The sequence below is a fragment of the Nitrospirota bacterium genome (assembly GCA_020851375.1).
Classification (GTDB): Bacteria; Nitrospirota; 9FT-COMBO-42-15; order HDB-SIOI813; family HDB-SIOI813; genus RBG-16-43-11.
In genome coordinates, this window is the sequence record JADZCV010000005.1 from 50,963 (window position 1) to 74,888 (window position 23,926).

22 protein-coding genes and 1 tRNA gene are annotated in these 23,926 nt (G+C 46.0%); 10 read left to right on the plus strand and 13 right to left on the minus strand.

The window, feature by feature from the left end:
- Positions 1-277: 277 nt before the first annotated feature.
- Complete coding sequence (locus IT393_01215) at positions 278-1,480, minus strand: alginate export family protein (GenBank protein MCC7201272.1); 1,203 nt, start codon at positions 1,478-1,480, stop codon at positions 278-280.
- Positions 1,481-1,783: 303 nt separating this feature from the next.
- Positions 1,784-2,368: a MarC family protein gene (locus IT393_01220; GenBank protein MCC7201273.1), complete on the minus strand. Its 585-nt coding sequence runs from the start codon at positions 2,366-2,368 to the stop codon at positions 1,784-1,786.
- A 106-nt stretch (positions 2,369-2,474) separates the two neighbouring features.
- On the opposite strand from IT393_01220, the gene IT393_01225 reads away from it, so the two are divergent.
- On the plus strand, positions 2,475-3,272 hold the full coding sequence (locus IT393_01225; GenBank protein MCC7201274.1) for an undecaprenyl-diphosphate phosphatase: 798 nt from the start codon (positions 2,475-2,477) through the stop codon (positions 3,270-3,272).
- Here the strand turns inward: IT393_01225 and IT393_01230 are convergent, their stop codons facing one another.
- The 10 genes from IT393_01230 to IT393_01275 form a co-directional block, all read right to left on the minus strand.
- Positions 3,273-3,563 carry a PilZ domain-containing protein gene (locus IT393_01230; protein MCC7201275.1) on the minus strand — a complete coding sequence of 97 codons (291 nt, stop codon included), beginning with the start codon at positions 3,561-3,563 and terminating at the stop codon, positions 3,273-3,275.
- Between the two features lie 16 nt (positions 3,564-3,579).
- Positions 3,580-4,443, minus strand: a complete 864-nt coding sequence (argB, locus tag IT393_01235; protein MCC7201276.1) for an acetylglutamate kinase — start codon at positions 4,441-4,443, stop codon at positions 3,580-3,582.
- A 12-nt stretch (positions 4,444-4,455) separates the two neighbouring features.
- Positions 4,456-5,787, minus strand: a complete 1,332-nt coding sequence (gene hslU, locus IT393_01240) for an ATP-dependent protease ATPase subunit HslU (GenBank protein ID MCC7201277.1) — start codon at positions 5,785-5,787, stop codon at positions 4,456-4,458.
- A gap of 143 nt (positions 5,788-5,930) precedes the next feature.
- Positions 5,931-6,461, minus strand: a complete 531-nt coding sequence (hslV, locus tag IT393_01245) for an ATP-dependent protease subunit HslV (protein ID MCC7201278.1) — start codon at positions 6,459-6,461, stop codon at positions 5,931-5,933.
- Positions 6,462-6,524: 63 nt separating this feature from the next.
- Positions 6,525-7,505, minus strand: a complete 981-nt coding sequence (locus IT393_01250; GenBank protein MCC7201279.1) for a tyrosine recombinase XerC — start codon at positions 7,503-7,505, stop codon at positions 6,525-6,527.
- On the minus strand, positions 7,502-8,815 hold the full coding sequence (gene trmFO / locus IT393_01255; protein MCC7201280.1) for a methylenetetrahydrofolate--tRNA-(uracil(54)-C(5))-methyltransferase (FADH(2)-oxidizing) TrmFO: 1,314 nt from the start codon (positions 8,813-8,815) through the stop codon (positions 7,502-7,504). The genes IT393_01250 and trmFO overlap by 4 nt, the downstream gene beginning before the upstream one ends.
- A complete protein-coding gene (gene topA / locus IT393_01260) occupies positions 8,812-11,055 on the minus strand; it encodes a type I DNA topoisomerase (GenBank protein MCC7201281.1) in 2,244 nt (747 codons plus the stop codon). Before topA ends, trmFO begins: the two co-directional genes overlap by 4 nt.
- A 12-nt stretch (positions 11,056-11,067) precedes the next feature.
- On the minus strand, positions 11,068-12,177 hold the full coding sequence (gene dprA, locus IT393_01265) for a DNA-protecting protein DprA (GenBank protein ID MCC7201282.1): 1,110 nt from the start codon (positions 12,175-12,177) through the stop codon (positions 11,068-11,070).
- A 67-nt stretch (positions 12,178-12,244) separates the two neighbouring features.
- Positions 12,245-13,357: a LysM peptidoglycan-binding domain-containing protein gene (locus tag IT393_01270; protein ID MCC7201283.1), complete on the minus strand. Its 1,113-nt coding sequence runs from the start codon at positions 13,355-13,357 to the stop codon at positions 12,245-12,247.
- Between the two features lie 148 nt (positions 13,358-13,505).
- A complete protein-coding gene (locus tag IT393_01275; GenBank protein MCC7201284.1) occupies positions 13,506-15,281 on the minus strand; it encodes an SLC13 family permease in 1,776 nt (591 codons plus the stop codon).
- 356 nt (positions 15,282-15,637) lie between these two features.
- Here IT393_01275 and IT393_01280 point away from each other — a divergent pair.
- From IT393_01280 to IT393_01320, 9 genes are all read left to right on the plus strand, one after another.
- Positions 15,638-15,720: transfer RNA gene (locus IT393_01280), tRNA-Leu, on the plus strand.
- A 126-nt stretch (positions 15,721-15,846) separates the two neighbouring features.
- Positions 15,847-17,085 carry a trigger factor gene (gene tig / locus IT393_01285; GenBank protein MCC7201285.1) on the plus strand — a complete coding sequence of 413 codons (1,239 nt, stop codon included), beginning with the start codon at positions 15,847-15,849 and terminating at the stop codon, positions 17,083-17,085.
- A 17-nt stretch (positions 17,086-17,102) separates the two neighbouring features.
- Positions 17,103-17,696: an ATP-dependent Clp endopeptidase proteolytic subunit ClpP gene (clpP, locus tag IT393_01290; GenBank protein ID MCC7201286.1), complete on the plus strand. Its 594-nt coding sequence runs from the start codon at positions 17,103-17,105 to the stop codon at positions 17,694-17,696.
- 7 nt (positions 17,697-17,703) lie between these two features.
- Positions 17,704-18,960, plus strand: coding sequence for an ATP-dependent Clp protease ATP-binding subunit ClpX (clpX, locus tag IT393_01295; protein MCC7201287.1), 1,257 nt, complete (start codon positions 17,704-17,706; stop codon positions 18,958-18,960).
- A 46-nt stretch (positions 18,961-19,006) separates the two neighbouring features.
- Complete coding sequence (locus IT393_01300; GenBank protein ID MCC7201288.1) at positions 19,007-19,792, plus strand: CBS domain-containing protein; 786 nt, start codon at positions 19,007-19,009, stop codon at positions 19,790-19,792.
- Entirely contained in the window at positions 19,774-20,529 is a 756-nt protein-coding gene (locus IT393_01305) for a cbb3-type cytochrome c oxidase subunit II (protein ID MCC7201289.1), read from the plus strand. The genes IT393_01300 and IT393_01305 overlap by 19 nt, the downstream gene beginning before the upstream one ends.
- A 41-nt stretch (positions 20,530-20,570) precedes the next feature.
- Positions 20,571-21,578, plus strand: a complete 1,008-nt coding sequence (locus IT393_01310) for a U32 family peptidase (GenBank protein ID MCC7201290.1) — start codon at positions 20,571-20,573, stop codon at positions 21,576-21,578.
- A 129-nt stretch (positions 21,579-21,707) separates the two neighbouring features.
- Positions 21,708-22,634, plus strand: a complete 927-nt coding sequence (locus tag IT393_01315) for a U32 family peptidase (protein ID MCC7201291.1) — start codon at positions 21,708-21,710, stop codon at positions 22,632-22,634.
- Positions 22,603-22,950, plus strand: coding sequence for an SCP2 sterol-binding domain-containing protein (locus tag IT393_01320; GenBank protein MCC7201292.1), 348 nt, complete (start codon positions 22,603-22,605; stop codon positions 22,948-22,950). The genes IT393_01315 and IT393_01320 overlap by 32 nt, the downstream gene beginning before the upstream one ends.
- Before the next feature lie 7 nt (positions 22,951-22,957).
- Here IT393_01320 and IT393_01325 read toward each other — a convergent pair whose 3' ends face one another.
- The gene (locus tag IT393_01325) at positions 22,958-23,791 is read right to left on the minus strand and encodes a kinase/pyrophosphorylase (GenBank protein ID MCC7201293.1); all 834 of its coding nucleotides are present in this window, start codon (positions 23,789-23,791) and stop codon (positions 22,958-22,960) included.
- Between the last annotated feature and the right edge of the window lie 135 nt (positions 23,792-23,926).

The following is a 23,926-nucleotide window of genomic DNA, read 5'->3' on the forward strand; positions in this document are numbered from 1 at the left end:
ATTAGTTGGAATTGAAGTCAGTCTGGATATTGGAATGATTCTACAAAAATGTGGTGATAATAGGTTAATATCTACAAAGTTGTAAGAAGGCAGTCCACATGAAAATCCCCCTTAATCCCCCTTTTTCAAAGGGGGAAATTAGTGACCCCCCTTATAGAAGGGTGGCAGGGGGGATTTAAATAAGCGTATCCCACAAATAAAAAGGGTCAGCAGAGTGTTCTGCTGACCCTTTCAGGATACTACATTACAGCGTGGAGGCAATCCCCCACAACCGGTCTTACATAAACTTCACATTGATCATGAAGTAGCCGAATGTGGCGCTCTTGTCAACCGGTATTGTGCCGTATCCGCCATAAGCTGCGGTGGTGACATCACCGGCATCCCTTATCACATAGGCTGCCTCACAATTCACATTCTTGCTAAGCTCATGATTGGCCCTGATGTTAATTTCTGAACCATTATCATCCTTACCGCCTACATCTTCAGCCAGCTTATAGTTCCAGTATTCAATGGCAAGCTTTAACTTGTCAATCGGTGTCATGCTTGCATTGATGGACCATGAGTTAGTATTTGACCAGATGACATCATCAGTGAATCCATAGAGGTAGTGATTCGTTGGATAGAGGTTGTCAAATGCGGTTGAATCTGATGATGAATCCTGACCGGTAGCTGCAGCGTATTCTATCCCAAGCCTTAAGCCGCCAAGCACATTAGGTATTGTGTATCCGGCCCTGATATCAAATGCATTTGCATCCTGATTAACTGTGTTTGTGGCATCACCGCTCTGAAACGCAAGTTCAGCACCATAATCAAGGTTGATACTGGATACAGCACCTGCCACCCTGGCGCCAAGTGTATAGAAATTGGTTTCATCAGTTCCATGTATCTTCTGGATCAGATAGAGGTCCAGGGCGCTTACCTGAGGTATATTCTTAAGTGATGCATAGATACCGTTTAAGTTTTCATCATTACCCCAGTCTTCGCCGTCATCGAATATTTTTGCGGTAAAGACATCAATATCTGCGGCGCTATGTTTGTAGGTCAATTTGATTGCATCAAACCTTCTTGAACTGTTGTTCCACTCGAGTGAACCGATGAGTCTCTGGTCACCATAGGCCAAAGCCTGACGGCCTATCCTCAGGTTTAGAGGTGCACCACCGAGATTTGCGAAGTCAACATATGCCTGAGCCACATCTAAAGCCTGATATGACTCAGCCGTGTCAGTAGTAGTGTTTTCGTCTCCCCACATCCTGCTGTCCTGTATCTGCACATATCCCTTTACATTGTCTACAGATGCATCTACACCCAGGCGGGTCCTCTGCTCGAAGCCCCCTCCGTCTTGATTGGCATCTTTATTATCAACCATGATACCCCTTAACCTGAGTTCAGCACCTGACAATTTTACATCTGCATAGCTTGTTCCAACCATGCCTGCTACTAATGAAGCTGTTAGTAAAGTAAACATCCATCTGCGTTTCATCATTACCCTCCATACTTGTTATTAAAATTATTCAACCTGCTACTGTCTTTCTACTTTATAAATTGGATCTCACGAAGCATTACACAAGATCAGAATCCGAAATCACACCACCTCCTTTCAACAGTCTTTAAATTCTGCATGATAGATTTCTGAGTTGCAGCACTAAACATAAATGCCTGTGCTGCATCATTGAAGCCGATCTAAATACCAAAGAAGCAGAGCATAGATGTGTAAATCCTTTAGCGTTATATTTGTAACAATAATCTACAAAATAGTCAAGAGAAAAATAAATAATCTTAAAAACTAAAAAATCTTAAATGTACCCTCTAATCCCTTCCTTATTATCATTACTGCTATGGCTGCAAGGAAGAGCGAGACCACTTTTGATGTGGCCCTGGCCCCTCCTTCGCCGAGAAAGGATATAATACGTCCTGCAAAGGAAAATACAAGCCAGACAATAATAATATTAACGATCAGAGAAAACAGTGTCATGGAGATGCCGAATATGTCGCTCAGCATTATTAATGTCGTGAGTGATGCAGGCCCTGCGATTAACGGGGTGCCTATGGGCACTGTGCCTACAGACGGCTGAGGCCGCCTGCTCATTTGTCCGGAAAAGACGATGTCTGTTATGGCTATAATCAGCAATATCAGACCGCCGGCAATCTGAAAGTCTGAGATGGTTATCCCAAGTATGATAAAGATTCCCTTTCCGACGAATAAGAATAATATAGTCAGGACTGATGCTGTTATGATGGATTCACTTAAGATCTTCTTTCTGAAGGCAGTCTCCATCCCTTCAGTCAGGGACATGTAGATAGGCAGGACCCCTATGGCATCAAAGGCTACAAAAAGCGGTATGAATGTCATTATAAAATTTGTGAACATATACTTAAATCCTGTCCAATGTTACACCAGTGCAACGAGCTATTCAAGTAATAATCCTGAATTAAATGGACAAGACAACCAAGTGTTGATATGATACTTCGCTAAGATGTTTCAGGCAATAATACTCGGCATAATACAGGGGCTTACTGAGTTTCTTCCTGTCAGCAGTACTGCCCACCTCATATTGGCGCCATGGATATTTGGATGGAATGACCCCGGTCTTGCCTTTGATGTTGTCCTGCACCTTGGGACACTGACAGGGATAGTTGCATACTTCCGGAGGGACTTCTATGAGATTGCTGCCGGGATGTTTTCATTCCGGGCCAGAGGAGCTGAAATCTCCGGAATGGAAGGCCGTCTGGGGTGGTACATTATAATAGGCACAGTACCGGCCGGTTTAGCCGGGTTCTTTCTGAAAGATCAGATAGAGACATCATTGCGGTCTCCGCGTATTATCGCAGTAACACTTATTATTTTCGGGCTTATACTCTGGTGGGCTGAGGCTGCCGGCAGGAAGAGGAGGCGGACTGAGCACATGAATGTTGTTGACGCTGTAGTGATAGGTCTTGCCCAGGTGCTTGCGCTTATTCCCGGTGTTTCGAGATCAGGAATAACCATTACTGCAGGGCTTTTCAGGAATCTTGAGAGGGCAACTGCGGCAAGGTTTGCCTTTCTGCTTAGTACGCCTATTATCCTTGCCGGAGGTTTACTGAGTGCCGTTGATGTGTATAAGGAAGGCCTGCCCCATGATATGCTATGGCCATACATAGGTGGATTCGCGGCATCTTCAGTGTCTGGTTTCCTGGCGATAAAATATCTGCTGTTGTTTCTGAGCAGGCAGAAGGTTAATATATTTGTCTACTACCGGATAATTGTGGGTATTCTGATCCTGCTGATTATGTAACTATCTGTTGTTGTCATTGAACCTTATGCCGGCGGCGTAAACTGAGCCGCACCTTGAGCACCAGGCTATTGTGGCTGGCTGTTCTTCAAACCGCCGTTCACCGTCTATGTCCCGATGGGTAAAAGTAAGATATACGACTGTCCCTACTTTTAGCGCCTTGTGGATGTATATCCCTGCGCCGCCCTTGCTTATATTTGCGATGTAGACTTCCTGCGGCCTCTTGTCATTCTCTACCCTTAGAGAGCCCATACCCATTATTGTCAATCGTCTGTTTTTGCGCCTGCTTTTCATCCGGCAACTCCTTCTTTTATGCCACGATCTCTGTTCCTATGCCTTTTTTTGTAAATATCTCAAGGAGGATTGAGTGATTGATCCTCCCGTCAATGATATGCGTCTTTTTGACCCCGCCATCAAGGGCCTCTAAACATGCCTTTACTTTTGGCAGCATTCCTGAAGTAATTACGCCGCTTTTTATCAGGCTTAAGGCCTGCTTGCGTGTAAGTGTTGAGATAAGGCGGCCGTCCCTGCCGAGAATCCCTTTGACATCCGTAAGGAATATGAGTTTTTCTGCTTTAAGAGTTGCCGCGATAGCTCCTGCCGCCGTATCCGCATTAATATTGTATGTATTCCCCTTATTATCCACTCCTATGGGGGCAATTACAGGTATGAACCGGTTCTGCTCAAGGGAACGTATTATATTCGGTGAGATTGACTCAACCTCTCCAACGAGACCCCTGTCAATACCTGTGCCCCTTCTCGGCCGCCGCATCTTTCGCGCGCAAATCAGTCCGCCATCTTTGCCTGTAAGGCCGACGGCATTCCCTCCATGCTGATTGATCCTGTTCACAAGCTCCTTGTTGATCTTTCCGCCCAGCACCATCTCAACAATGTCCATGGTCTCGCCGTCTGTTATCCTGATGCCTTCTATGAACACCGGCTTCTTTCCCATCTTGTCCATTACCTCATTTATCTGGGGTCCTCCTCCATGAACTACAACAGGGCTCATTCCGATGTATTTGGTAAGCACGACATCCTCGGCAAACATCTCCTTGAGTTTTTCATTAACCATGGCATTGCCGCCAAATTTAATTACAATGGTCTTTCCGGAAAGATTGCGGATATAAGGAAGCGCTTCTATGAGCAACTGTGCTTTTTCTATATTTCTTTGCATAGGGTAAAGTTCTTACAATATATATTTGCTAAGGTCCTGGTCCTTTATAATATCCGAAAGACGGTCATTGACATATGCAGCATCTATGTTAAAGCTCCTTTCGACAGAATCAGGGGCATTAAATGATATATCATCCAAAAGTTTTTCCATAATAGTGAACAGCCTCCTTGCCCCTATATTCTCCATGCGCTCGTTCACTGCCACAGCGGTTGATGCTATTTCGCTGATTGCATCTTCGGTAAATTTTATGTCAATCCCCTCTGTTTTCAGCATGGCGGTATATTGTTTTAAAAGTGCGTTCCTCGGTTCTGTCAGTATCCTTATAAAATCTCCCTCTTTGAGAGAGTCCAGCTCGACCCTGATTGGGAAGCGTCCCTGAAGCTCGGGTATGAGATCAGAAGGTTTTGATACATGAAAGGCGCCTGCTGCTATAAACAGGATATGGTCGGTCCTCACAGGTCCATACTTGGTAGTAACAGTAGTCCCCTCTACTATGGGCAGCAGGTCTCTCTGGACACCTTCGCGGGAGACATCAGGGCCGTGCCCCTTTTCCCTGCTTGCAATCTTGTCAATCTCATCAAGGAATACAATGCCGGACTGCTCAACCCTTGTAACAGCCTCTTTATATACATCATCTATGTCTATGAGTTTCTGTACCTCTTCCTCAGCAAGGATATTGATCGCATCTTTGACTTTAACCTTCCTCTTCTTATTTTTTCCGGGAAATATGCCGCTTAGCATCTCCTTGAGGTTCATCTCAAGGTCTTCCATACCTACATTTGAAATGACCCCTACAGGCATGACCTTCTCTTTTACGTCGAGCTCTACCTGACGGTCATCGAGCTTTCCCTCTTTTAATTGAGTGCGGAGTCTTTCCCTTGTGTCTGTAGGCCTTGGTTCTGCTGCAGTCTCATAGGAAGGTCTCGGAGGAGGCGGGGGAAGCAGGAGATCAAGCAGGCGCTCTTCAGCCTGATAAACGGCCTTTTCCCGTACCAGGTGCGTCCTTTCTTCCTTTAACATGTTGACAGCGAACTGAGTCAGGTCCCGTACGATAGACTCGACGTCACGGCCGACATAACCTACCTCTGTAAACTTTGATGCCTCAACCTTAATAAAAGGCGCCTGTGACAGTCTTGCGAGACGCCTGGATATCTCTGTCTTCCCGACTCCTGTGGGACCGATCATGATTATATTCTTCGGCATAACCTCATCACGGAGGTCTTCAGATAACTGCTGCCTTCTCCAGCGTGTCCTCAGGGCGATGGCAACAGCATGCTTGGCTGCAGACTGTCCAATTACGTATTTATCGAGTTCTGATACTATCTGTTGAGGTGTAAAATTCACCTGAAATTCTCCGTTCAAATCCCCATCCCCCCTTTACTGAAGGGGGGTACTGATTTCCCCCTTTTAAAAAAGGGGGGGTGACTTCCCTCCATCCAAAGGAGTGTAAATATTCCCCCCTTTGAAAAAGGGGGACTAAGGGGGATTTATGTAAGCTCCTCTATCAATATCTCGCTATTAGTATAGATGCAAATACCTGCAGTTATCTTCATTGCCTCTTCTGCAATATCTCTTGCGCTCATGTCTGTGTTCCTCATGAGCGCCCGTGCAGCCGAAAGGGCGTAGGGTCCTCCGGAACCTATGGCAGCAAGACCATCATCTGGTTCGATTATATCACCTGTGCCGGAGATAATTAAAGAGGAATTCCTGTCAGCGACTGCAATGAGCGCCTCGAGTTTCCTCAATATCCGGTCTGTCCTCCATTCCTTGGCAAGTTCAACGGCAGAGCGCGTCAGGTTGCCGTGATACTGTTCGAGTCTGGCCTCGAATTTCTCAAAAAGGGTCAGGGCGTCGGCGGCCCCACCGGCAAAGCCCGATAAAATTGTGCCATTATACATCCTTCTTATTTTTTTTGCATTATGTTTCATGACAGTATTGCCCAGTGTTACCTGGCCGTCACCGGCTATGGCAACCTGGTTATTTCGCCGCACGCAGAGAATTGTCGTACTCTTAATCATTTTCAACCTCCTTAACCTGCACACTCATTGCTTTCCACTCAGCCCCCTTGCAATACTCATTGCTCATTGCTTCTTTCCCCTCGGATGTGCATTATCATATACCTCCATCAGTTTGTCCATACTGACGTGAGTATATCTCTGAGTTGTCGAGAGGCTGGCGTGGCCGAGCATTTCCTGCACGGAACGGAGGTCAGCGCCTCCTTCGAGCATGTGTGTTGCAAAGGAGTGACGAAGGGAGTGCGGTGTCATATCCCATAAGCCGCTCATCTTTTTGTATTTAACCACAATCCTGTGGACACTCCTTGTGGTGATTCTCCTGCCATATTTATTTAAGAACAGGGGATAGCCTTTTTCATTTGAGAATTCAGGTTCAAATCCCCCCTTACCCCCCTTTACTAAAGGGGGGGGGGTTTTTGAATGCTTTCTGCTGTTTGATGAGTGGTGACTGACAATGTATTCCTTAATGGCTTCAATAGCCTTCTGTCCTACCGGTACGATCCTCTCCTTGCGTCCCTTTCCTTTGACCTTTATAAGTCCGTCGGATAGATTAAGGTCATCGAGGTCCATAGATGTGATTTCTCCAATCCTCAGGCCTGCAGAGTAGAAGGTTTCGAGTATAGCCCTGTCTCTTGATGACATTCTGCCGCTGCCTTCAGGCGCTCCTATCAGCCGGACTGCCTCATCAACGGATAAAAACCTGGGAAGCGTCCTGCCCCTCTTTGGTGTTGATACAAGTTTACCGGGATTATTATCCAGAATCCCTTCCCTGCACAGGAAATTAAAAAATGTCCTGATAGTGGAAATCTTCCTTGCAACCGATGACCTCGACATGCCTTTTTCATGCAGGGATGATAGATAAGCCCTGATCATTATATGGTCAACCTTCCTTAAATCCTCAGGCGTCAGTGATTCTTTTTTTGAGATTCCGAGTAAGAAGTCATGAAATTGTGATAAGTCTGAAAGGTAATTTCTCACGGTATGCCCTGAGAAATTCTTTTCTGAGGAGATGTGTCTGATAAATTCTTCTATGGTTTTAGATTTCAGATCTTTATCTGTTTTTTCCACTTCTCAATATCCCTGAATGACCTCTCGCCAAGTTTTATCCTGTTCTGATCCCTGTCCCTGATCTTTTTCTGCAGTGGCGGAATGAGTCCCCAGTTGATGTTCATTGGCTGAAACCCTGACACCCCGTCTGCCGTGATGTAGTTGAGCAGTGCGCCAATGCAGGTTGTTGCCGGAGGAGGTACAAACTCCTCCCCCCTGATGTGCATTACAGAAGACAATCCGGCGACAATACCCATTGCGGTTGATTCAGTATAACCCTCGACGCCTGTTAACTGTCCTGTCAGATATACGTTCTCTCTCTTCTTTAATCTCAGGGATGTGTCAAGGAGCCGGGGAGAATTTACATAGGTATTTCTGTGAAGACTCCCATAACGTAAAAATTCGGCATTCTCAAGGCCGGGAATCAACCTGAAAACCTTTTTCTGTTCCGGCCACCTGAGCCTTGTTTGAAAACCTACCATGTTAAAAGCCTGTCCGTGTGTGTCTTCCTGGCGAAGCTGGATCACTGCGTATGGTTCTCTGTCGTCAGCGGGATTTTTCAGTCCCACAGGTTTCATGGGGCCGAACAGCAGTGTGTCCCTTCCGCGTTCTGCCATGGCCTCTACCGGCATACATCCCTCAAAATAAGCCGCCTTCTCAAAACACCTTGCCACTGTCTTGTCTGCTGAAACCAGCGCCTGATAAAACTGCTCATATTCCTCTTTATTGAGGGGACAATTAATGTAATCGCCGCCGCTCTTGTTATATCGTGAAGCCCTGAATGTAACATCCTCATTTATGCTGTCACTGCTTATGATAGGGGAGATTGCATCATAGAAATATATAAAATCTTCTTCGATGATCTCAGACAGCGCATTTGACATTTTTTCAGATGTAAGAGGGCCTGTTGCAATTATTGCAGGTATCTCAAATGAAGGCATGGAGACCTCTTCCCTGATAACCCTTATGTTGGGATGAGACGCAATGTGGTCACTTACCATCCTCGAGAAGGCAGAGCGGTCTACTGCAAGGGCAGAGCCTGCAGGCACCCTGTTTTTATCAGCCAGAGTCAAAATAATGGAGTTCAGCATCCGGAGTTCTTCCTTGAGTAAGCCGTGCGCATTTGTCATAGCGCTGGATTTCAGGGAGTTGCTGCAGACAAGTTCTGCCAGGTCTCCTGTTTTGTGGGCTTCAGTCATTTTCCCGGGACGCATCTCGTACAGAAGCACCTTTATACCTCTCTCTGCAGCCTGCCAGGCAGCTTCAGAGCCGGAAAGCCCGCCTCCAATAATCACAAGTTCCGGTTTCATTCTTCCTTGTATCCGCACTCTTTTTTTATACAGTATATTTTGCTGCTTCCACGGGAAAACTTCTCAGCCAGAAATGGTGCGCCGCACTGAGGGCATTGCCTCGGCACCGGCTTGTCCCACATGGCGAATTTGCAGGAAGGGTATTTTGTGCATGAGTAGAAGACCTTTCCGCGTTTGCTCCGTTTTTCTGTCAACTCGCCGCCGCATCCCTCCTGGGGGCATGCTATACCGGTAGTTATGGGCCTGGTAGTCTTGCATTCAGGATAATTTGAGCATGCAAAGAATCTCCCGAATCGCCCGCTCTTAATTACCATTGGGGATCCGCACTGAGGGCAGTTTTCACCTGTTGTCTCTTCCTTCATGGCCTCTATTGTGCCATCATCACCTTTTTTGAAGTTCATGGTGTTTTTACATTCAGGGTAGCCGGAACAGGCGAGGAAGTGTCCCAGTTTGCCCCACTTTATGACCATTACATTGCCACACTTCTCGCACTTGATGTCAGTCGGGGTCTCTTCTACCTTGACATTGCGCATCTCTTTTCGCGCCTTTTCAAGGTGCTGGTCAAAGGGACGGTAGAAGTCACCTACAGCCTGCCGCCACTCATAATGTCCTTCTTCTATCTCATCGAGTTCGTCTTCCATCTTTGCCGTGAACATAACGTCTATCAGTTCAGGAAAATGCTCTACAAGCATGTCATTGACAAGGACGCCAAGATCAGTAGGGTGGAATCTCCCTTCTTTCTTCTCTACATATTTACGGTCCTGAATTGTTGAGAGGATGGCCGCATATGTGCTTGGCCTGCCGATCCCCTTCTCTTCAAGGATTTTAATCAGGGAGGCCTCTGTGTAGCGTGCAGGCGGCTGGGTAAAGTGCTGTTTTGGTTCTATAAGGAGGAGATTCAGCCGTTCTCCTTCGGCTACAGACGGCAGCAAATCACCTTCTTCTCCTTCCTGGGCCTGAGCCGCATCGTCCAGCCCTTCCTCATACAGTTTCATAAAACCTGGAAATTTGATTACTGAGCCTGTGGCGCGCAGCAGATAATCTCCTGCCTGGATGTCTATAGCAGTTATGTCAAGAAGCGCCGGGTTCATCTGGCATGCAACAAATCTGTTCCATATGAGCCTGTAGAGGTTATAAGTATCCTTATCAACATACTCTTTGATCTCTTCAGGGGCCCGAAATACGGATGTAGGCCTTATTGCCTCGTGTGCGTCCTGAATCCCTTTCTTATTTTTATATTCAATTCCTTTAGCAGGCAGGTAGTCACCGCCAAAACTCTCTTTTATGTATTTGCGCGCCTCACCCTGTGCATCAGCAGATATGCGGACGGAGTCTGTTCTCATGTATGTTATTAGTCCGACAGGCCCCTCTGAACCTATTTCCATACCCTCATACAATTTCTGGGCAATCAGCATTGTTTTCTTGGCAGTAAATCTTAATTTTCTGGCAGCTTCCTGCTGGAGCTTGCTTGTTGTAAATGGCGGCTGCGGGTTCTTTTTCCTTTCCTTCCTGTCAATCGTTTTGACGATGTAGTCACTGCCTGAAAGAATGCCCTTGATGCGTTCGGCCTCCTGCTGGTCAGATATCCTGATATCTTCACCGCGGTACTTGATTAATCGTGTTTTAAAAGGCGGCGGGACTTTTCCCTCTAATGTTGCAGTAAGAGACCAGTATTCTTCAGATACAAACTGACTTATCTCCTTCTCAAGGTCGCATATCAGGCGTACTGCCACTGACTGGACCCGTCCTGCGCTGAGCCCGCGGCGCACCTTTTCCCACAATAGTGGGCTTAGCTTGTAACCGACTATGCGGTCCAGTATGCGGCGTGCCTGCTGGGCATTAACCTTATTTGTGTCAATCCTGCCTGGATTGCTGAGCGCCTCTTTGATTGCCTTTTCCGTTATTTCATGAAACATTACACGGTAGATACTATCGTCTTTATCACGAAGCTCTTCAGCTATATGCCACGCAATAGCCTCACCCTCACGGTCAGGGTCAGGGCCAAGGAAGACTTTGGAGGCAGATCCTGCGGCCTTTTTTATCTCTGTGAGTATCTTGCCCTTTCCTTTTATAGTTATATAATGGGGTGTAAAATCATTTTCTATGTCTACCCCCAGTTTGCTCGTTGGGAGGTCCCTGACATGACCAACCGAGGCCATTACATTGTAGGCTTTGCCAAGATACTTTGTAATTGTCCTCGCCTTTGCCGGGGATTCTACGATGATTAACGGTTTTGCCATTCTTTTTTCTCCTTAATTCAGGGTTGACCTTGTATAACAACTTCCGGGCAGTTGTTCTATCAGGCCGCTAAGTTCAAGATTTAATAAAAGTTGTGTCACCTTACGCGTCTCAATTCCACACTCTGTAATTACCTGATCAATATGTTTTGGTTCAAGTGTTAAGACCCTGTAAATATTTTTTTCTTCCTCTGACATGGATTTATGTTTCACAGGCATACTGTTGATACCATGTTTTGGCCTGAGCGTCAACAATTGATCAAATTCCTCCAGTATATCATTGACATTCGTGACAGCCTTTGCCCCCTGCTGAATAAGATTATTCGTCCCACTGCTTAAAGGTGAGTTGATATTCCCGGGTATGGCAAATATTTCCCGGCCCTGCTCCAATGCAAATCTCGCAGTGATGAGAGAGCCGCTTTTTTCCGCTGCCTCTACGACTATGACCCCAAGGGAGATGCCGCTTATAATCCTGTTTCTTTGAGGGAAGTTTCTTTTATCAGGCAATGTGCCGATGGGAAACTCTGAGATTACTGCCCCGTTCCCTGTGATCTCGCGCATGAGTTTTTCGTTTTCAGGAGGATAGGCTATATCAGCCCCGCATCCCAATACGGCAATACTTCTTCCTCCTGCGTTTAAGGCAGCCCTGTGTGCAGAGCTGTCTATCCCTCTTGCCATGCCGCTCACAATGGTAAAACCAGCAGATGACAGTTCTGCAGAGAGCATTTCTGATACCTTTTTACCATAAGGTGACGGATTCCTCGTTCCAACTATAGCCAGCGCATTTATATCGTCAGGACTTACAGAACCATTCATATAGAAATATAACGGCGGATCATATATGTCTTTTAACCTGTCTGGATAATCCGGATGGTTGATGTGAATAAATTTGATGCCGGCATTGTTTATCCTGCTTATTTCATCCTCAACTTCCGGAGAAGGATGCCGCACTGATATTATTTCCCATGCCATTGAAGGTGTAAGACCATCTACGCTGCACAGGTCTTCAAACGAGGATGCAAATACCTTTTCAGGTGTGGAAAATCTTTCAATAAGCCTTCTGCATAGTGAATACTTGTTAGATAATATATGCGCAAGCGCCAGCCATGTATAGTGTTCGTTCATAAATAGTAATTGACCCTGTGACTTCTGGTTTAGCGGACTGCTTGTGATTAAGGTTGAAAGGGGTTTGTTATTTTATTACTGTTGTAACCTTACTGCCGGTTCCAAATGGTTCAGCACTTTTTTTGACAAAAGCAGCAGAGGTGTTATCCTGCACTGAGAGTACCCGAAGTTCAGCGATAACATCATCTTTTCTGTCTCCGGTTACATAGAGAATCGTCCCGGGTATAATGCCGTCTGCCGCACCTTTATCCACATAAACCACGCTATATTGCGCGCTTAGGGCAGACTTCTCCTGTGCCTCAATTATATATCCCTCGATTTCTGTGGAAGACTTTGAGATTTCATTAACCGGCTGAGCAGGGATATATGGCTGTATCTGATCCCCGATTGAGGCATAGTTGTATGATCTTATTATCATTCCTGATGCATCATATCCCTGCAGCCTGTTGATCTCAACTACCCCTATAGGTGTAAAGAGATAACCTGACGTTTTCTTTGTAATTGGATGAATAACAGGCCCCGATGTCCTGAAGATTGTGAATTTTTGACCCAATAACACCTTGTTAGCATGGACTTTTGACAGGTCCAGATAAACGATGTCTCCCTGCGCAAAGATAGTCCTGTCTTCCCTTGTCCCCTTTATGACCCCATAGCTTTCAATATTATTTATAATATGTCCGCCAGCCTCGATTGTATTGGCTGCTATGGCCGGTTTCACAACAGACGGCGCAGCTGGTCCGGCAGTTCTCTTATGAGGCTGTGCAATATCCGGTGGCAGGAGCAATGGGGCTTCTTCCCCTGGCTCAGTTGCAGCCTGCTCAGGAAGTGTGGCTTCGGCTGCTGAAACAGGCGCTTCTTCCGTTGCTGCCTCTTGCCCAGACTCAGGTCCTGTGACAATAACAGATGGTATGATTAATTTTTTGCCTGGAAATATGAGGTCAGGGTTTTTTATGTATTTATTATTCTCCCATATATTGGGCCAAAGGAATGGATTCTTCAGGAAATCCCCTGAAATGTCCCAGAGTGTGTCGCCTTTAATTATAGTATAAACAGATGTGTCGCCTTCCTTAACCTCCCCGTTGCGATTGCCTTCGGAAGGCTGGCTGAAACTATAAGAAGCTGCATTGATGATAAGCACTCCTGTCAGAGTGATGATACTTAGTGATTTTTTTATCTTCATAAGTCTCCTTTTCCCATCCTTTAAGGATTTATCAAAGAGTGCCAGGTTTGTCAATAACAATTTATAAAAATCAGGCTGAAGGCTGAAGGCTGAAGACTGAAGGTGGTAATCTCAATTACCTTTAGTCTTCGGTCTTTCCAACTTCAGACTATAGTGGCCATAAGACAGGTATCATCAACATTGAAATAATAAAGACAACAATCGTAAGGGGAAGTCCTACTCTTATGAAGTCAAAAAAACGGTATCTTCCAGGGCCATAAATAAGGACAGAGGCTGGTTCAAGGGGTGTTATAAACGAGCAGGAGGCGGCTATTGCTATGGTGATAGCAAATGTCCTTGGATTTACTGCAAGGTTTTCGGCAGCATGAATGGCAATCGGGAGGACCAGGAGTGCGGCAGCTACGTTAGACATGGGCTGAGTCAATATCACTGTCAGGATAAAGAAACTGCCTAATAAGGCATAAGGGCCATATCCTGCTGTAGCATTCGTTATGATGTCTGCAAGGAATTGCGCTGTGCCTGTCTGTACAACAGCAATTCCAAGTGATATCATCCCTCCAATCAGTATAAGGAGATGCCAGTTTACAGATTTGTATACCTCATCTGCATAGAGGCACTTGCCAAGTACCATTAGTACGGCTCCAGTGAGGAAGGAGACTGATATGGGTACTATACCCGATACTCCTGCAATAATGCTGGCAAGGAAGATGATTGTCGCAATGCCTGCCTTATTTGCACGGAACTTCTCAGGGGTAACGTCCCCGATTATGATCAGACGCAGTACATCTCCAAGTGCATTTATACGGTCTCTTTCTCCCTGCAGCAGAAGAACATCTCCGACACGCAGGTGGACTCTTCCCACTTTCTCCCGAAGGCATATGCCGTGCCTGTAGAGTGCGATTGCAGACAGTCCGTAAGTATGTCTGAAATTGACGTCTTTCAGGGTCTTTCCTTCAAGAAGTGAATCCGGTGATATTACTGCCTCTGCCATACGCACATCTCCGGGTTCAAGGTCTTTGCCCGTATGCTTGAATCCGGATTTAATCTCGACCCCATCTGTCTGGCCTGCCTTTGCAAGGTTTTCGATACTCCCTACAACGAGGAGTGAATCTCCGCTTTCAATGGTAAAATGGTCTCCAGGGATATAAATGTTATGCCCTTTGCGGTAAATGCCCACTATTGACATGTCATGCATATTGCCAAAGGCCCCCTCAGACACCTTTACTCCTACAAGTGGAGAAGCTGGCAGAATCTTGAGTTCAGAAAGATATTCTCTTATGCCGTAATCTTCCATTACCTCTTCTTTTTCTCTTGCAGGAAGCATAAAATACCCGATTGTCATGAAAAAGGACAATCCGCCCAGAAAAATGATAAGACCGATGGGAGTGAATTCAAACAATGAGAAAGGCGCTAAATTATATGCAGGCAGAGCCTCTGAAACTGCTATATTTGTTGATGTCCCGATCAGTGTGCACATCCCTCCGAGCATTGATCCGAAGGATAACGGCATCAGTAGTTTTGAAGGATTAATCTTTGCCACCCTGGCAATGCTGACTGATGACGGCAGGAGAATGGCAGTGGCAGCCACATTGTTTATAAATGATGAGATGATACCGACTGTAATCAGGAAGATACAGAGAAGGCGTATCGGACTTTGTCCGGCCCATCTCAGGATATAGTGTGCAATCCTGTCTGCAACACCGCTCCTGACCAGCGCCGCAGTCATGATAAGAACGCTTCCAATCATTACAAGGGCCGTATTGCTGAATCCCAGAAATGCCTGCTCTGGCGAGAGCAGGCCGAAAAAGATCAGAGCGAGAACAACAATTACAGATACGATATCAACAGGCACCACTTCTATAGAAAAGAGGATTATGGCAAAGAGCATTATCAGCAGGGTTATTACAATATTCATATCAGGCATGGATGGCATTATACTTGACAACCCCTGATGTATTCAAGTAAATTAGCATGTGACGAATTCGTAAAAAGCCCATCTGCGGCGTTGCGCTGCATCCTTCGTCACTGCGGCGTACATAAAGAAGTACGCCTTATTCCTCAGGATTTGCGCGCCTTGCATATGGGTCTTTTACGAATTCGTCCGTTGCAGGGCGTTCATGAAGAGTTCATGTAATTTTGTCCAACAGATTGCGATTGTGTTCAAAAAGGTTCAGATGCAAGGAAGGAGAGAAAATTTGAGCTGAGGACGTACTGTGTCGTACGTTGAAGCTCAAATTTTCTCTCCTGACGCCGCAGATGGGCCTTTTTCAACACAATCGCGCGAGAGTGGCGGAACTGGCAGACGCACTGGACTTAGGATCCAGCGGGCAACCATGGGGGTTCAACTCCCCCCTCTCGCACCAGGGAGAAGAAAGGCTGAAGGTGATAAGACTGAAGGTGATAAGACTGAAGTCTGATGGTACTAACCCTGATTACCCTCGGTCTTAAGTCTTACTTAATATCTTAGCAAAGAGAGGAAAAAGAAAGAAATGAAGATTGACATCGAAGAAGTCTCAAAAATCAAACGTATATTCAAGATTGAAGTGCCGTCAGACGTGGTATCAAAGGAATATTCAGAGGCATATGACAATGTGCGTAAGAACGCAAAGGTGCCTGGGTTTAGAAAGGGCAAGTTGCCTGCTGCTGTAATAGAACGCAGATTCAAAGATGACGTCGAGTCGGAAATAATCAAGAAGCTGGTCCCTGAATATTATTTCAAGGCCATCAAAGAAAGCGGCGTTACGCCGGTTGATATGCCGAGTATAGATAATGTGGAGGTAAAAAAGGGGAGCCCGCTGACATTTACGGCAACGGTAGAGATAAGGCCGAAGATCGGGAGTGTTGATTACGGGGGAATAGAGCTGAAAAAAGAGGAGTCAACGGTAACTGATGAAGACGTTGCCGCCGGTATTGAGGAAATAAGGGAGAGGAATGCGCAATTGGAGATTTGCGATGAGGGGCATGCCATTGCCAAAGGGGATCATATCAGGGTTGATTATGAGGGATTTGCAGGGGGGAAGCCGGTAAAAGAGCTGAAGAAAGAAGGGGTGGAGTTTCAGACCGGAGCAGAGATGGTGGCTCCGGAGATTGACAACGGCCTCATCGGTGCACACCCTGGGGAAGAAAGGGAGATTAAGATTCCTGAAGGAGATGTATTGTTTAAGGTCAGGATTACCGAGGTAAAGAAGAAGGTGTTGCCGGAGATAAATGATGACCTTGCAAAGGATGCAGGTGAGGGTGAGACCCTCGCCGTATTAAAGGAGAAGGTCAGGGAGCGGGTTAGGGTGCGCAAGGAAGATGAACTCAGGTCTCAGTATAGAAACAGTGTCATAAAGAAGCTCATTGAATTGAATCCTGTAGACTTGCCGCCTTCGCTTGTAGAAAAAGAGATGAGAAATTTTCTTTCAAGGACAAAGAAATTCATGGGTAAAAAGGATAATTTCGAACCTGATGAAGAAAAGGCGCTTAGAGAGAAATATACATCTCATGCTGAAGAGCTGGTGAAGAGCGGTCTTCTGCTCACAGCAATAGCTGAGATTGAAGGGATTAATGCGACTGATGAGGATGCGGATGCTGAGATAAAGAGGATGGCAGCGAAAAGTCAGCAGGATGAGGTATTAATAAGGCGTTATATATCATCTGTAGAAGGCGGCATGGATAATATGAAAGATAAGATTCGTGAGGACAAGGTAATTGCCCATATCCTTGAAAAAGTCAAATGGACATGAACGGAGGGTAAGACGATATGTTAGTGCCAATAGTAGTGGAGCAGACGAGCAGGGGAGAGCGGTCCTATGATATTTATTCAAGGCTCCTCAAGGACAGGATTATCTTTGTTGGTTCAGCAATAGATGACAATGTGTCTAACATAATTATTGCCCAGCTCCTGTTTCTGGAGGCTGATGATCCTGATAAGGATATTCATCTTTATATAAACAGTCCTGGGGGGGTGGTTACTGCCGGTCTTGCAATCTACGACACGATGCAATATATAAAGCCTGATGTCTCAACTATATGCATTGGACAGGCATCAAGTATGGGAGCGCTGCTGCTTGCCGCCGGTGCAAGCGGGAAGAGATATGCACTGCCGAATGCAAGGATTATGATTCACCAGCCTATGGGCGGTTTTCAGGGGCAGGCTACAGATATTGAGATCCATGCCAAAGAGATATTGAGGATGAAAGAATCCCTGAATAATATTCTTGCATTTCACACCGGTCAGTCCCTGGAGCGGATACGGCAGGACACCGATAGGGATTTTTTTATGTCTGGTGATGAAGCAAAGAATTATGGTATAATCAACGAAGTTATAAAAGAAAGAACGCCAAAGAGGAGTTAAGAATCTAATGAGTCAAAACAGGACAAAAGAGGGTGATGCACGCTGTTCATTCTGCGGAAAGAGCAGGAATGAGGTTAGAAAGATTATAGCAGGTCCGACAGTATTTATCTGTAACGAGTGTGTAGACCTTTGCAATGACATTATTTCTGAGGAGTGGGAAGAGGATAAGGGGCAGAAGCCGTTAAAACTCCCCAAGCCGTCAGAGATTAAGGACATCCTCGATAATTATGTTGTAGGTCAGGACCGGGCAAAGAAAATCCTTTCCGTTGCTGTGCACAATCACTATAAGAGGCTTTTTGCAGATGTGCGGATAATGACCGATGTTGAGCTTCAGAAAGGAAATATACTTCTTATAGGTCCATCTGGAACCGGTAAGACCCTGCTGGCCCAGACGCTTGCACGGATACTTGACGTCCCGTTTACTATAGCTGATGCAACCACCCTGACAGAGGCCGGATATGTTGGGGAGGATGTCGAGAATATCATACTGCGGCTTCTTCAGGCAGCAGACTATGATGTTGAAAGGGCTGAAAGGGGAATTGTCTATATAGATGAGATAGACAAGATCAGCAGAAAGAGTGAAAATCCTTCAATTACAAGGGATGTATCAGGTGAGGGGGTTCAGCAGGCGCTGTTGAAGATTATAGAGGGTACTGTCGCAAGTGTTCCTCCGCAGGGCGGGCGAAAACACCCTCAGCAGGAGTTTGTTCAGGTAGATACCTCGAATATCCTGTTCATATGCGGCGGCACGTTTGTCGGCCTTGAAGGCATAATTCAGAACAGGCTTGGCAAGTCTTCAATGGGGTTTGGTGCAGACGTAAAAAGCAGGCAGGAGTTGAGGGCAGGGGAAATACTTCCCCATGCCCAGACAGAGGACTTGCTGAAGATTGGGCTTATCCCTGAATTCATAGGCCGTCTCCCTATTATTGCCACACTTGAAGACCTCGACCACAATGCATTAATCAGAGTGCTTACAGAGCCGCGCAATGCCATTATAAGGCAGTACCAGAAATTGTTTGCGCTTGAGAGAGTGACTCTGCGGTTTACAGACAGCGCAGTAAATGCGATAGCAAAAAAGGCCGTTGCCCGCAAGACCGGAGCGCGCGGATTACGGGCAATTCTGGAAGAAGTCATGCTCGAGCTTATGTATGACATCCCATCGCAGACAGACATTCATGAGTGCATTGTAAATGAGGATGTAATTACCGGTAAAGCAAAACCAATCCTTATTTATGCAAATGACCAGAATATAAAATCTGCATAGACTTCCTCTTCCGGCCAGGTAATTTTTTACAGCAGGAAATAATCAAATGATACCTCTTATCCCGGTCAAAAAGATAATGAGCAGGGAGATAGTTGCGGTAGAGGCGCACGAGCCTGTTATTGCCGCGACTAAGATCATGCGTGAGTTAAAGACCGGGAGTGTCCTTGTCAGAAAGAATAACAACCTGGTTGGAATAGTCACTGATGTGGACATGACAAGAAAAGTCCTGGCAGGTGGTCTTGATCCTTATACAACACCTGCTGAAAATGTGATGAGTTCACCCTTCTATTCCATCAACTCAGATGCGTCTGTAGCGAATGCCAATGAGATGATGACTCAAAGTAATATAAGACATCTCGTAGTTGTAGAAGACGGTACACCCGTAGGGGTCATTTCTGCGAGGGATATTCTGGAACCTGTATATGAAGAAGAGGGGGGGAGTATACCCTTCTGGCCCAATCATGCACTTAAGGAGATAGGCGGGGCATTTCTTATGATTGGCCTGCTTGCTATTATTACCCTTATGTCGCCTGCACCAATGCTTCCAAAGGCTGATCCGCTTGCAACTCCCGAACATATCAAGCCTGAATGGTTCTTCCTTGCCGCCTATCAGCTTTTAAAGGTTGCGGATATCCTGAGGTTTTTAGGTGACTGGGCTCCCAAGACAATAGGTGTCGTGTTTGAGATCGTCTTTATCTTCCTTCTGTACGCAATTCCGTTTATTGACAGGAATCCCGACAGGGCGTACAGGAAAAGACCGGTTGCAATAGCCCTTGGCATATTTGTGACACTGTTATTCGCACTTTTTACTGTATGGGGACATATTTCATGATGATGGCCGGAAGGTCAGCAGACAGCGGTGATAAGACGGCCGGGGTCGTCATTATTTTATCAATTGCTTTCTCTGCTGTTATTTTCTTCAGTAATAAGGTCTGTGCAGATGTACAACCTTTGAATACTGATGAGCATATATCAACAGGCAGGGAGATATATGACAGGAAAGGCTGTTCAGGTTGTCATAAGATAGCAGGCGCTGGCGGAAACGTTGGGCCGGACCTGACTAATGAGGGAAATGTCCTTCTGCATACTGTTGAATGGCACAAGAGTCACTTTAAAGACCCATCATCGGTTGTTCCAGGTTCAATGATGCCGAAGATTGATCTCCTTGAAAAGGAGGCTGAGGCATTGGCTGTGTATTTGACAAGCCTTAAGAGTACGGACTTGCCAAAGGATATTGAGCTCCTGATCAAGACAGCCCATGAAAAGCTTGATGAGGCAAGAAAGGGCGTTGATGGGATAAAAAAGAGCGGATTTAACGTTGATGCACTGGAAGTGAAATATGTCCAGGGATGGACCCGGCTTGAGACGATCAATAATATGATTTATACACACAACCTGGCAGGTGTATCAACGGAGACAGAGGAAGCGATAACTATCGCAAAGGAGATAATGCAGGATGTCCTTTCTTATCAGAAGGAGCTTGAACACCGCGTAATTGTCTCTATTGTTTTTATAGTAATGATTGTTATAATAGTAGTCCTTGTGTTTTTAAAGGTACTAACTGTATAACCGTGTTACGCGGGGTCACTGACCCGGCATGAGGACTTCAGGTGAGAAAAATCGAGATCTGTGCCCCTGCAGGTAACCTGCCTTCTCTTAAGGCCGCAGTTGACAATGGCGCTGATGCTGTATATATGGGCTTCTCCGGGGATACCAATCTCAGGAACTTCCCTGCACTGAACTTTACAGATGACGAGGTCTGTAAGGCAATAAAATATGCCCACAGCCGGAAATCCAGGGTCTACATTACAGTAAATGCCTACCCTCAGCAGAGGGAACTTCCACTTGCATATCAGGTAGTTGACAGGGCATATGAATACGGTGCTGATGCGGTAATTGCATCTGACATCGCTGTCCTTTCCTATGTCAGGGAAAAATATCCTGACAAAAGGCTTCATCTCTCTGTTCAGGCAAGCGCTTCGAATGCGCACGCAATTGAGTTCTGCCGCAGGCACTTCGGAATAAAAAGAGTTGTGCTGCCGAGGGTCCTGACGATAGAAGAAATAAGGGCATTGCGGGAACGAACCAGTGTGGAGCTTGAGATATTTGCCCTTGGGCTTCTATGCATCAACAGCGAGGGGCAGTGTTTCCTGTCTTCATATCTTACCAGTGAATCAATCAATACGTACGGTGCATGTTCTCATCCAAAGTTTATCAACTTTGAGGAGGATGAGGACGAAGGCATCATGAAGATATTGTCAGGAAGCGTGCTTCTTAATAAATGTTCTTCAATGGAGGAGATGGCATATCCGACTCCATGCAAGGGGCGTTATCATAACACGGCAACAGGGGAGCTGGGTTACTCAATACAGGATCCGGAATCACTCAATGTCCTTGAGATACTGCCGGAGATTATACGGTCAGGCATAGATTCAATTAAGATTGAAGGCCGCCAGAGGAGCAGGACGTACGTAGAGAAGGTAGTCAGGACATTCAGGGAGGCAGTAGACAGGTACTATGATAATGGGGTTCCCAGGGCCGGCTCAGGTGCGGGAGAGGAACTGCAATCATTATTCGAAGGCCTCGCGCCGAGTGCAGGGTGTTACAAGGGCAAGTGAGCCGTCATTAGCCGGAGGCTCACAAAGGGCAATGAAAACGTCATTCCCGCGAAAGCGGGAATCCAGACCGAGGCCTGGTTCTGGATTCCCACTTCCGTGGGAATGACGGGTACTTAGGAGTATTTTCGAGTGAAACTATCTCTTGGTCCCATCCCATTCTTATGGGAAAAGAATAAGATAATCTCCTTTTATAAGGAGATTGCAGGTACTCCTGTCTCTGCCGTCTATATAGGTGAAGTGGTGTGCAGCAAGCGCGCCATACTTGGCATTGACACTCTGAGGACAATCGCCGGGATGCTTGCTGATGCAGGTAAAGAGGTGGTTGTTTCCACTTTCGGCCTTATGACGAACAATGAAGAACTTGAGCTTGCGGAGGCTCTGTGTAAGCTGCCTGTACCTGTCGAGATCAACAATATGGGCATCCTGAATTTCTGTGAGGGGAAGGAGACTGTTGCCGGCCCTCATCTTGCCATATACAATGCCCCGACAGCAGGGTTTTACTCGTCCATAGGTGTGAAACGGATAGTATTCATGCCGGAACTGAGCATGGATGCTATTAAGTCAATCTCATCTGACGTCCCGGAGGTTGAGAAAGAGATAATAGCGTTTGGGAATCTCCCTTTGGCATTTTCATGGAGGTGTTACACAGCGCGTGCACTTGGCATGTCAAAGTCAAATTGCGCAATCTCCTGTATTAAATATCCTGAGGGGATGCCTCTTGAGACTATGGACAGGAAGCCTGTTTATAACATAAACGGCACACAGATTGTAAGTGCGCAGAAGGTTTGCATGATCGGGGAGATAGAATTATTTAAGGACATGGGCCTGAGTTTCCTGCGCATTATACCGCATGCAACTGCTACGTCAGAAATAATTGACATCTTTAACAGGGTCATTGAAGGAAGTCTTACAAAGTCGAAGGCACTTGAAGATTTACGAAGATTTGCACCGGAGGGTATTAGTAATGGCTGGTTCTACGGACAACCGGGCTGGCAATATGTGGGTAAAGAATCTGCTGCGGCTTATGCCAGCGGCATTTCACAACCACATATTTAAGATTATCATTGACCGGACAATCAATAGTAACCCCGGTGTCTGTCAGAGACTGGCAGACATAAACGGAAAGGTTTTCCGTCTGCATGCAAGTGATATTGACAGGAGTTATCTCTTTTATGTGAATGACGGGAGAATCTCGGTAATGTATGATGGCAGCAGGAAACCTGACGTCGTGCTGCAGGGAGACTTTGATACCTTTGTCAAGTTGTTACGCCATAAGGCGGATGCAGACAGCCTCTTTTTCTCAAGAAAGCTTACGATCAAAGGGGATGTAAAGACGTCAGTGTTTTTTAAAAATCTCCTTGAACATTTGTAAAGAAGTTCTACTCAACCCGTCTATCTTTCCCTATAATCAGTGTCAGGATTTCACTTGCAACCTCTTCAACTGCCCTGTTGGTGACATCTATGATAGGCCACTTGCTTTTCCGGCAGATGTTTTTGCAATAAACTACTTCCTGTGAAACGTGGTCAATGTCGGCGTAGGCTGATTGTTCCTGTCCTAAATGTCTGAGTCTGACTTTCCGTATATTGGATAGTTTCTCCGGGTCTACGGTAAGGCCTACTATCTTGCTCTGGTTTATGAAAAATAGTTCATGAGGCAGGGGGATATCGAGGACTATGGGGATATTGGCCACCTTCCATCCCTCTTTTGCAAGGTAAACACTCAGAGGGGTCTTTGTGCTTCTTGAGACACCTACCAGCACTATGTCAGCCTCTCCGATAGTCCTTAGGTTCTGTCCGTCGTCATGCTTAACTGTAAACTCGATGGCCTCTATCCTCTTAAAATACAATTCATCTACTTTGTGAATGAGTCCAGGTTTAGCCTGCGGGGATTTCCCCAGATAAGAGGTGAGGGTATCCAGTATGGGACCGATGATGTCAATTGTCGGGACATCACAATTATATGCCTCCTCTTTTAGTGCATCCCTCAGCCGTTCTGAGACCAGGGTGTACACGATTAGCCCCTTTAACTCGACGGCGTCTTTTACAATACTGCGTATATGCTCTTCAGTCCTTACATTGCTGATGCGTGTTATTATCATGTCCTTCTTTTTAAATTGTGACAGGGCGGCAAGCATAACGGTCTCGGCTGTTTCGCCGGTGGCATCGGACACGATAAATATCTGAAACTCGGCTTTCTTGGTCTCCTCTGACATGGAGACGATTATATATTAATCCTGAATTGCAGGCAATGGACATCTTGCTTCCCTGGCTCACAAAGGACAATGAAAATCCCCCTTAATCCCCCTTTTTCAAAGGGGGAAATTAGTTTCCTTTTCAAAGGGGAAAAA

Bases quoted from the DNA above. Each gene is read 5' to 3' on its own strand.
- dprA (MCC7201282.1), bottom strand. From the start codon at position 12,177: ATGAACGAACACTATACATGGCTGGCGCTTGCGCATATATTATCTAAC.
- topA (MCC7201281.1), bottom strand. From the start codon at position 11,055: ATGGCAAAACCGTTAATCATCGTAGAATCCCCGGCAAAGGCGAGGACA.
- IT393_01325 (MCC7201293.1), bottom strand. From the start codon at position 23,791: ATGTCAGAGGAGACCAAGAAAGCCGAGTTTCAGATATTTATCGTGTCC.
- tig (MCC7201285.1), top strand. From the start codon at position 15,847: ATGAAGATTGACATCGAAGAAGTCTCAAAAATCAAACGTATATTCAAG.
- IT393_01270 (MCC7201283.1), bottom strand. From the start codon at position 13,357: ATGAAGATAAAAAAATCACTAAGTATCATCACTCTGACAGGAGTGCTT.
- IT393_01220 (MCC7201273.1), bottom strand. From the start codon at position 2,368: ATGTTCACAAATTTTATAATGACATTCATACCGCTTTTTGTAGCCTTT.
- clpX (MCC7201287.1), top strand. From the start codon at position 17,704: ATGAGTCAAAACAGGACAAAAGAGGGTGATGCACGCTGTTCATTCTGC.
- hslV (MCC7201278.1), bottom strand. From the start codon at position 6,461: ATGATTAAGAGTACGACAATTCTCTGCGTGCGGCGAAATAACCAGGTT.
- IT393_01305 (MCC7201289.1), top strand. From the start codon at position 19,774: ATGGGGACATATTTCATGATGATGGCCGGAAGGTCAGCAGACAGCGGT.
- IT393_01320 (MCC7201292.1), top strand. From the start codon at position 22,603: ATGCCAGCGGCATTTCACAACCACATATTTAAGATTATCATTGACCGG.
- clpP (MCC7201286.1), top strand. From the start codon at position 17,103: ATGTTAGTGCCAATAGTAGTGGAGCAGACGAGCAGGGGAGAGCGGTCC.
- IT393_01225 (MCC7201274.1), top strand. From the start codon at position 2,475: ATGTTTCAGGCAATAATACTCGGCATAATACAGGGGCTTACTGAGTTT.
- IT393_01275 (MCC7201284.1), bottom strand. From the start codon at position 15,281: ATGCCTGATATGAATATTGTAATAACCCTGCTGATAATGCTCTTTGCC.
- IT393_01215 (MCC7201272.1), bottom strand. From the start codon at position 1,480: ATGAAACGCAGATGGATGTTTACTTTACTAACAGCTTCATTAGTAGCA.
- argB (MCC7201276.1), bottom strand. From the start codon at position 4,443: ATGCAAAGAAATATAGAAAAAGCACAGTTGCTCATAGAAGCGCTTCCT.
- IT393_01300 (MCC7201288.1), top strand. From the start codon at position 19,007: ATGATACCTCTTATCCCGGTCAAAAAGATAATGAGCAGGGAGATAGTT.
- trmFO (MCC7201280.1), bottom strand. From the start codon at position 8,815: ATGAAACCGGAACTTGTGATTATTGGAGGCGGGCTTTCCGGCTCTGAA.
- IT393_01230 (MCC7201275.1), bottom strand. From the start codon at position 3,563: ATGAAAAGCAGGCGCAAAAACAGACGATTGACAATAATGGGTATGGGC.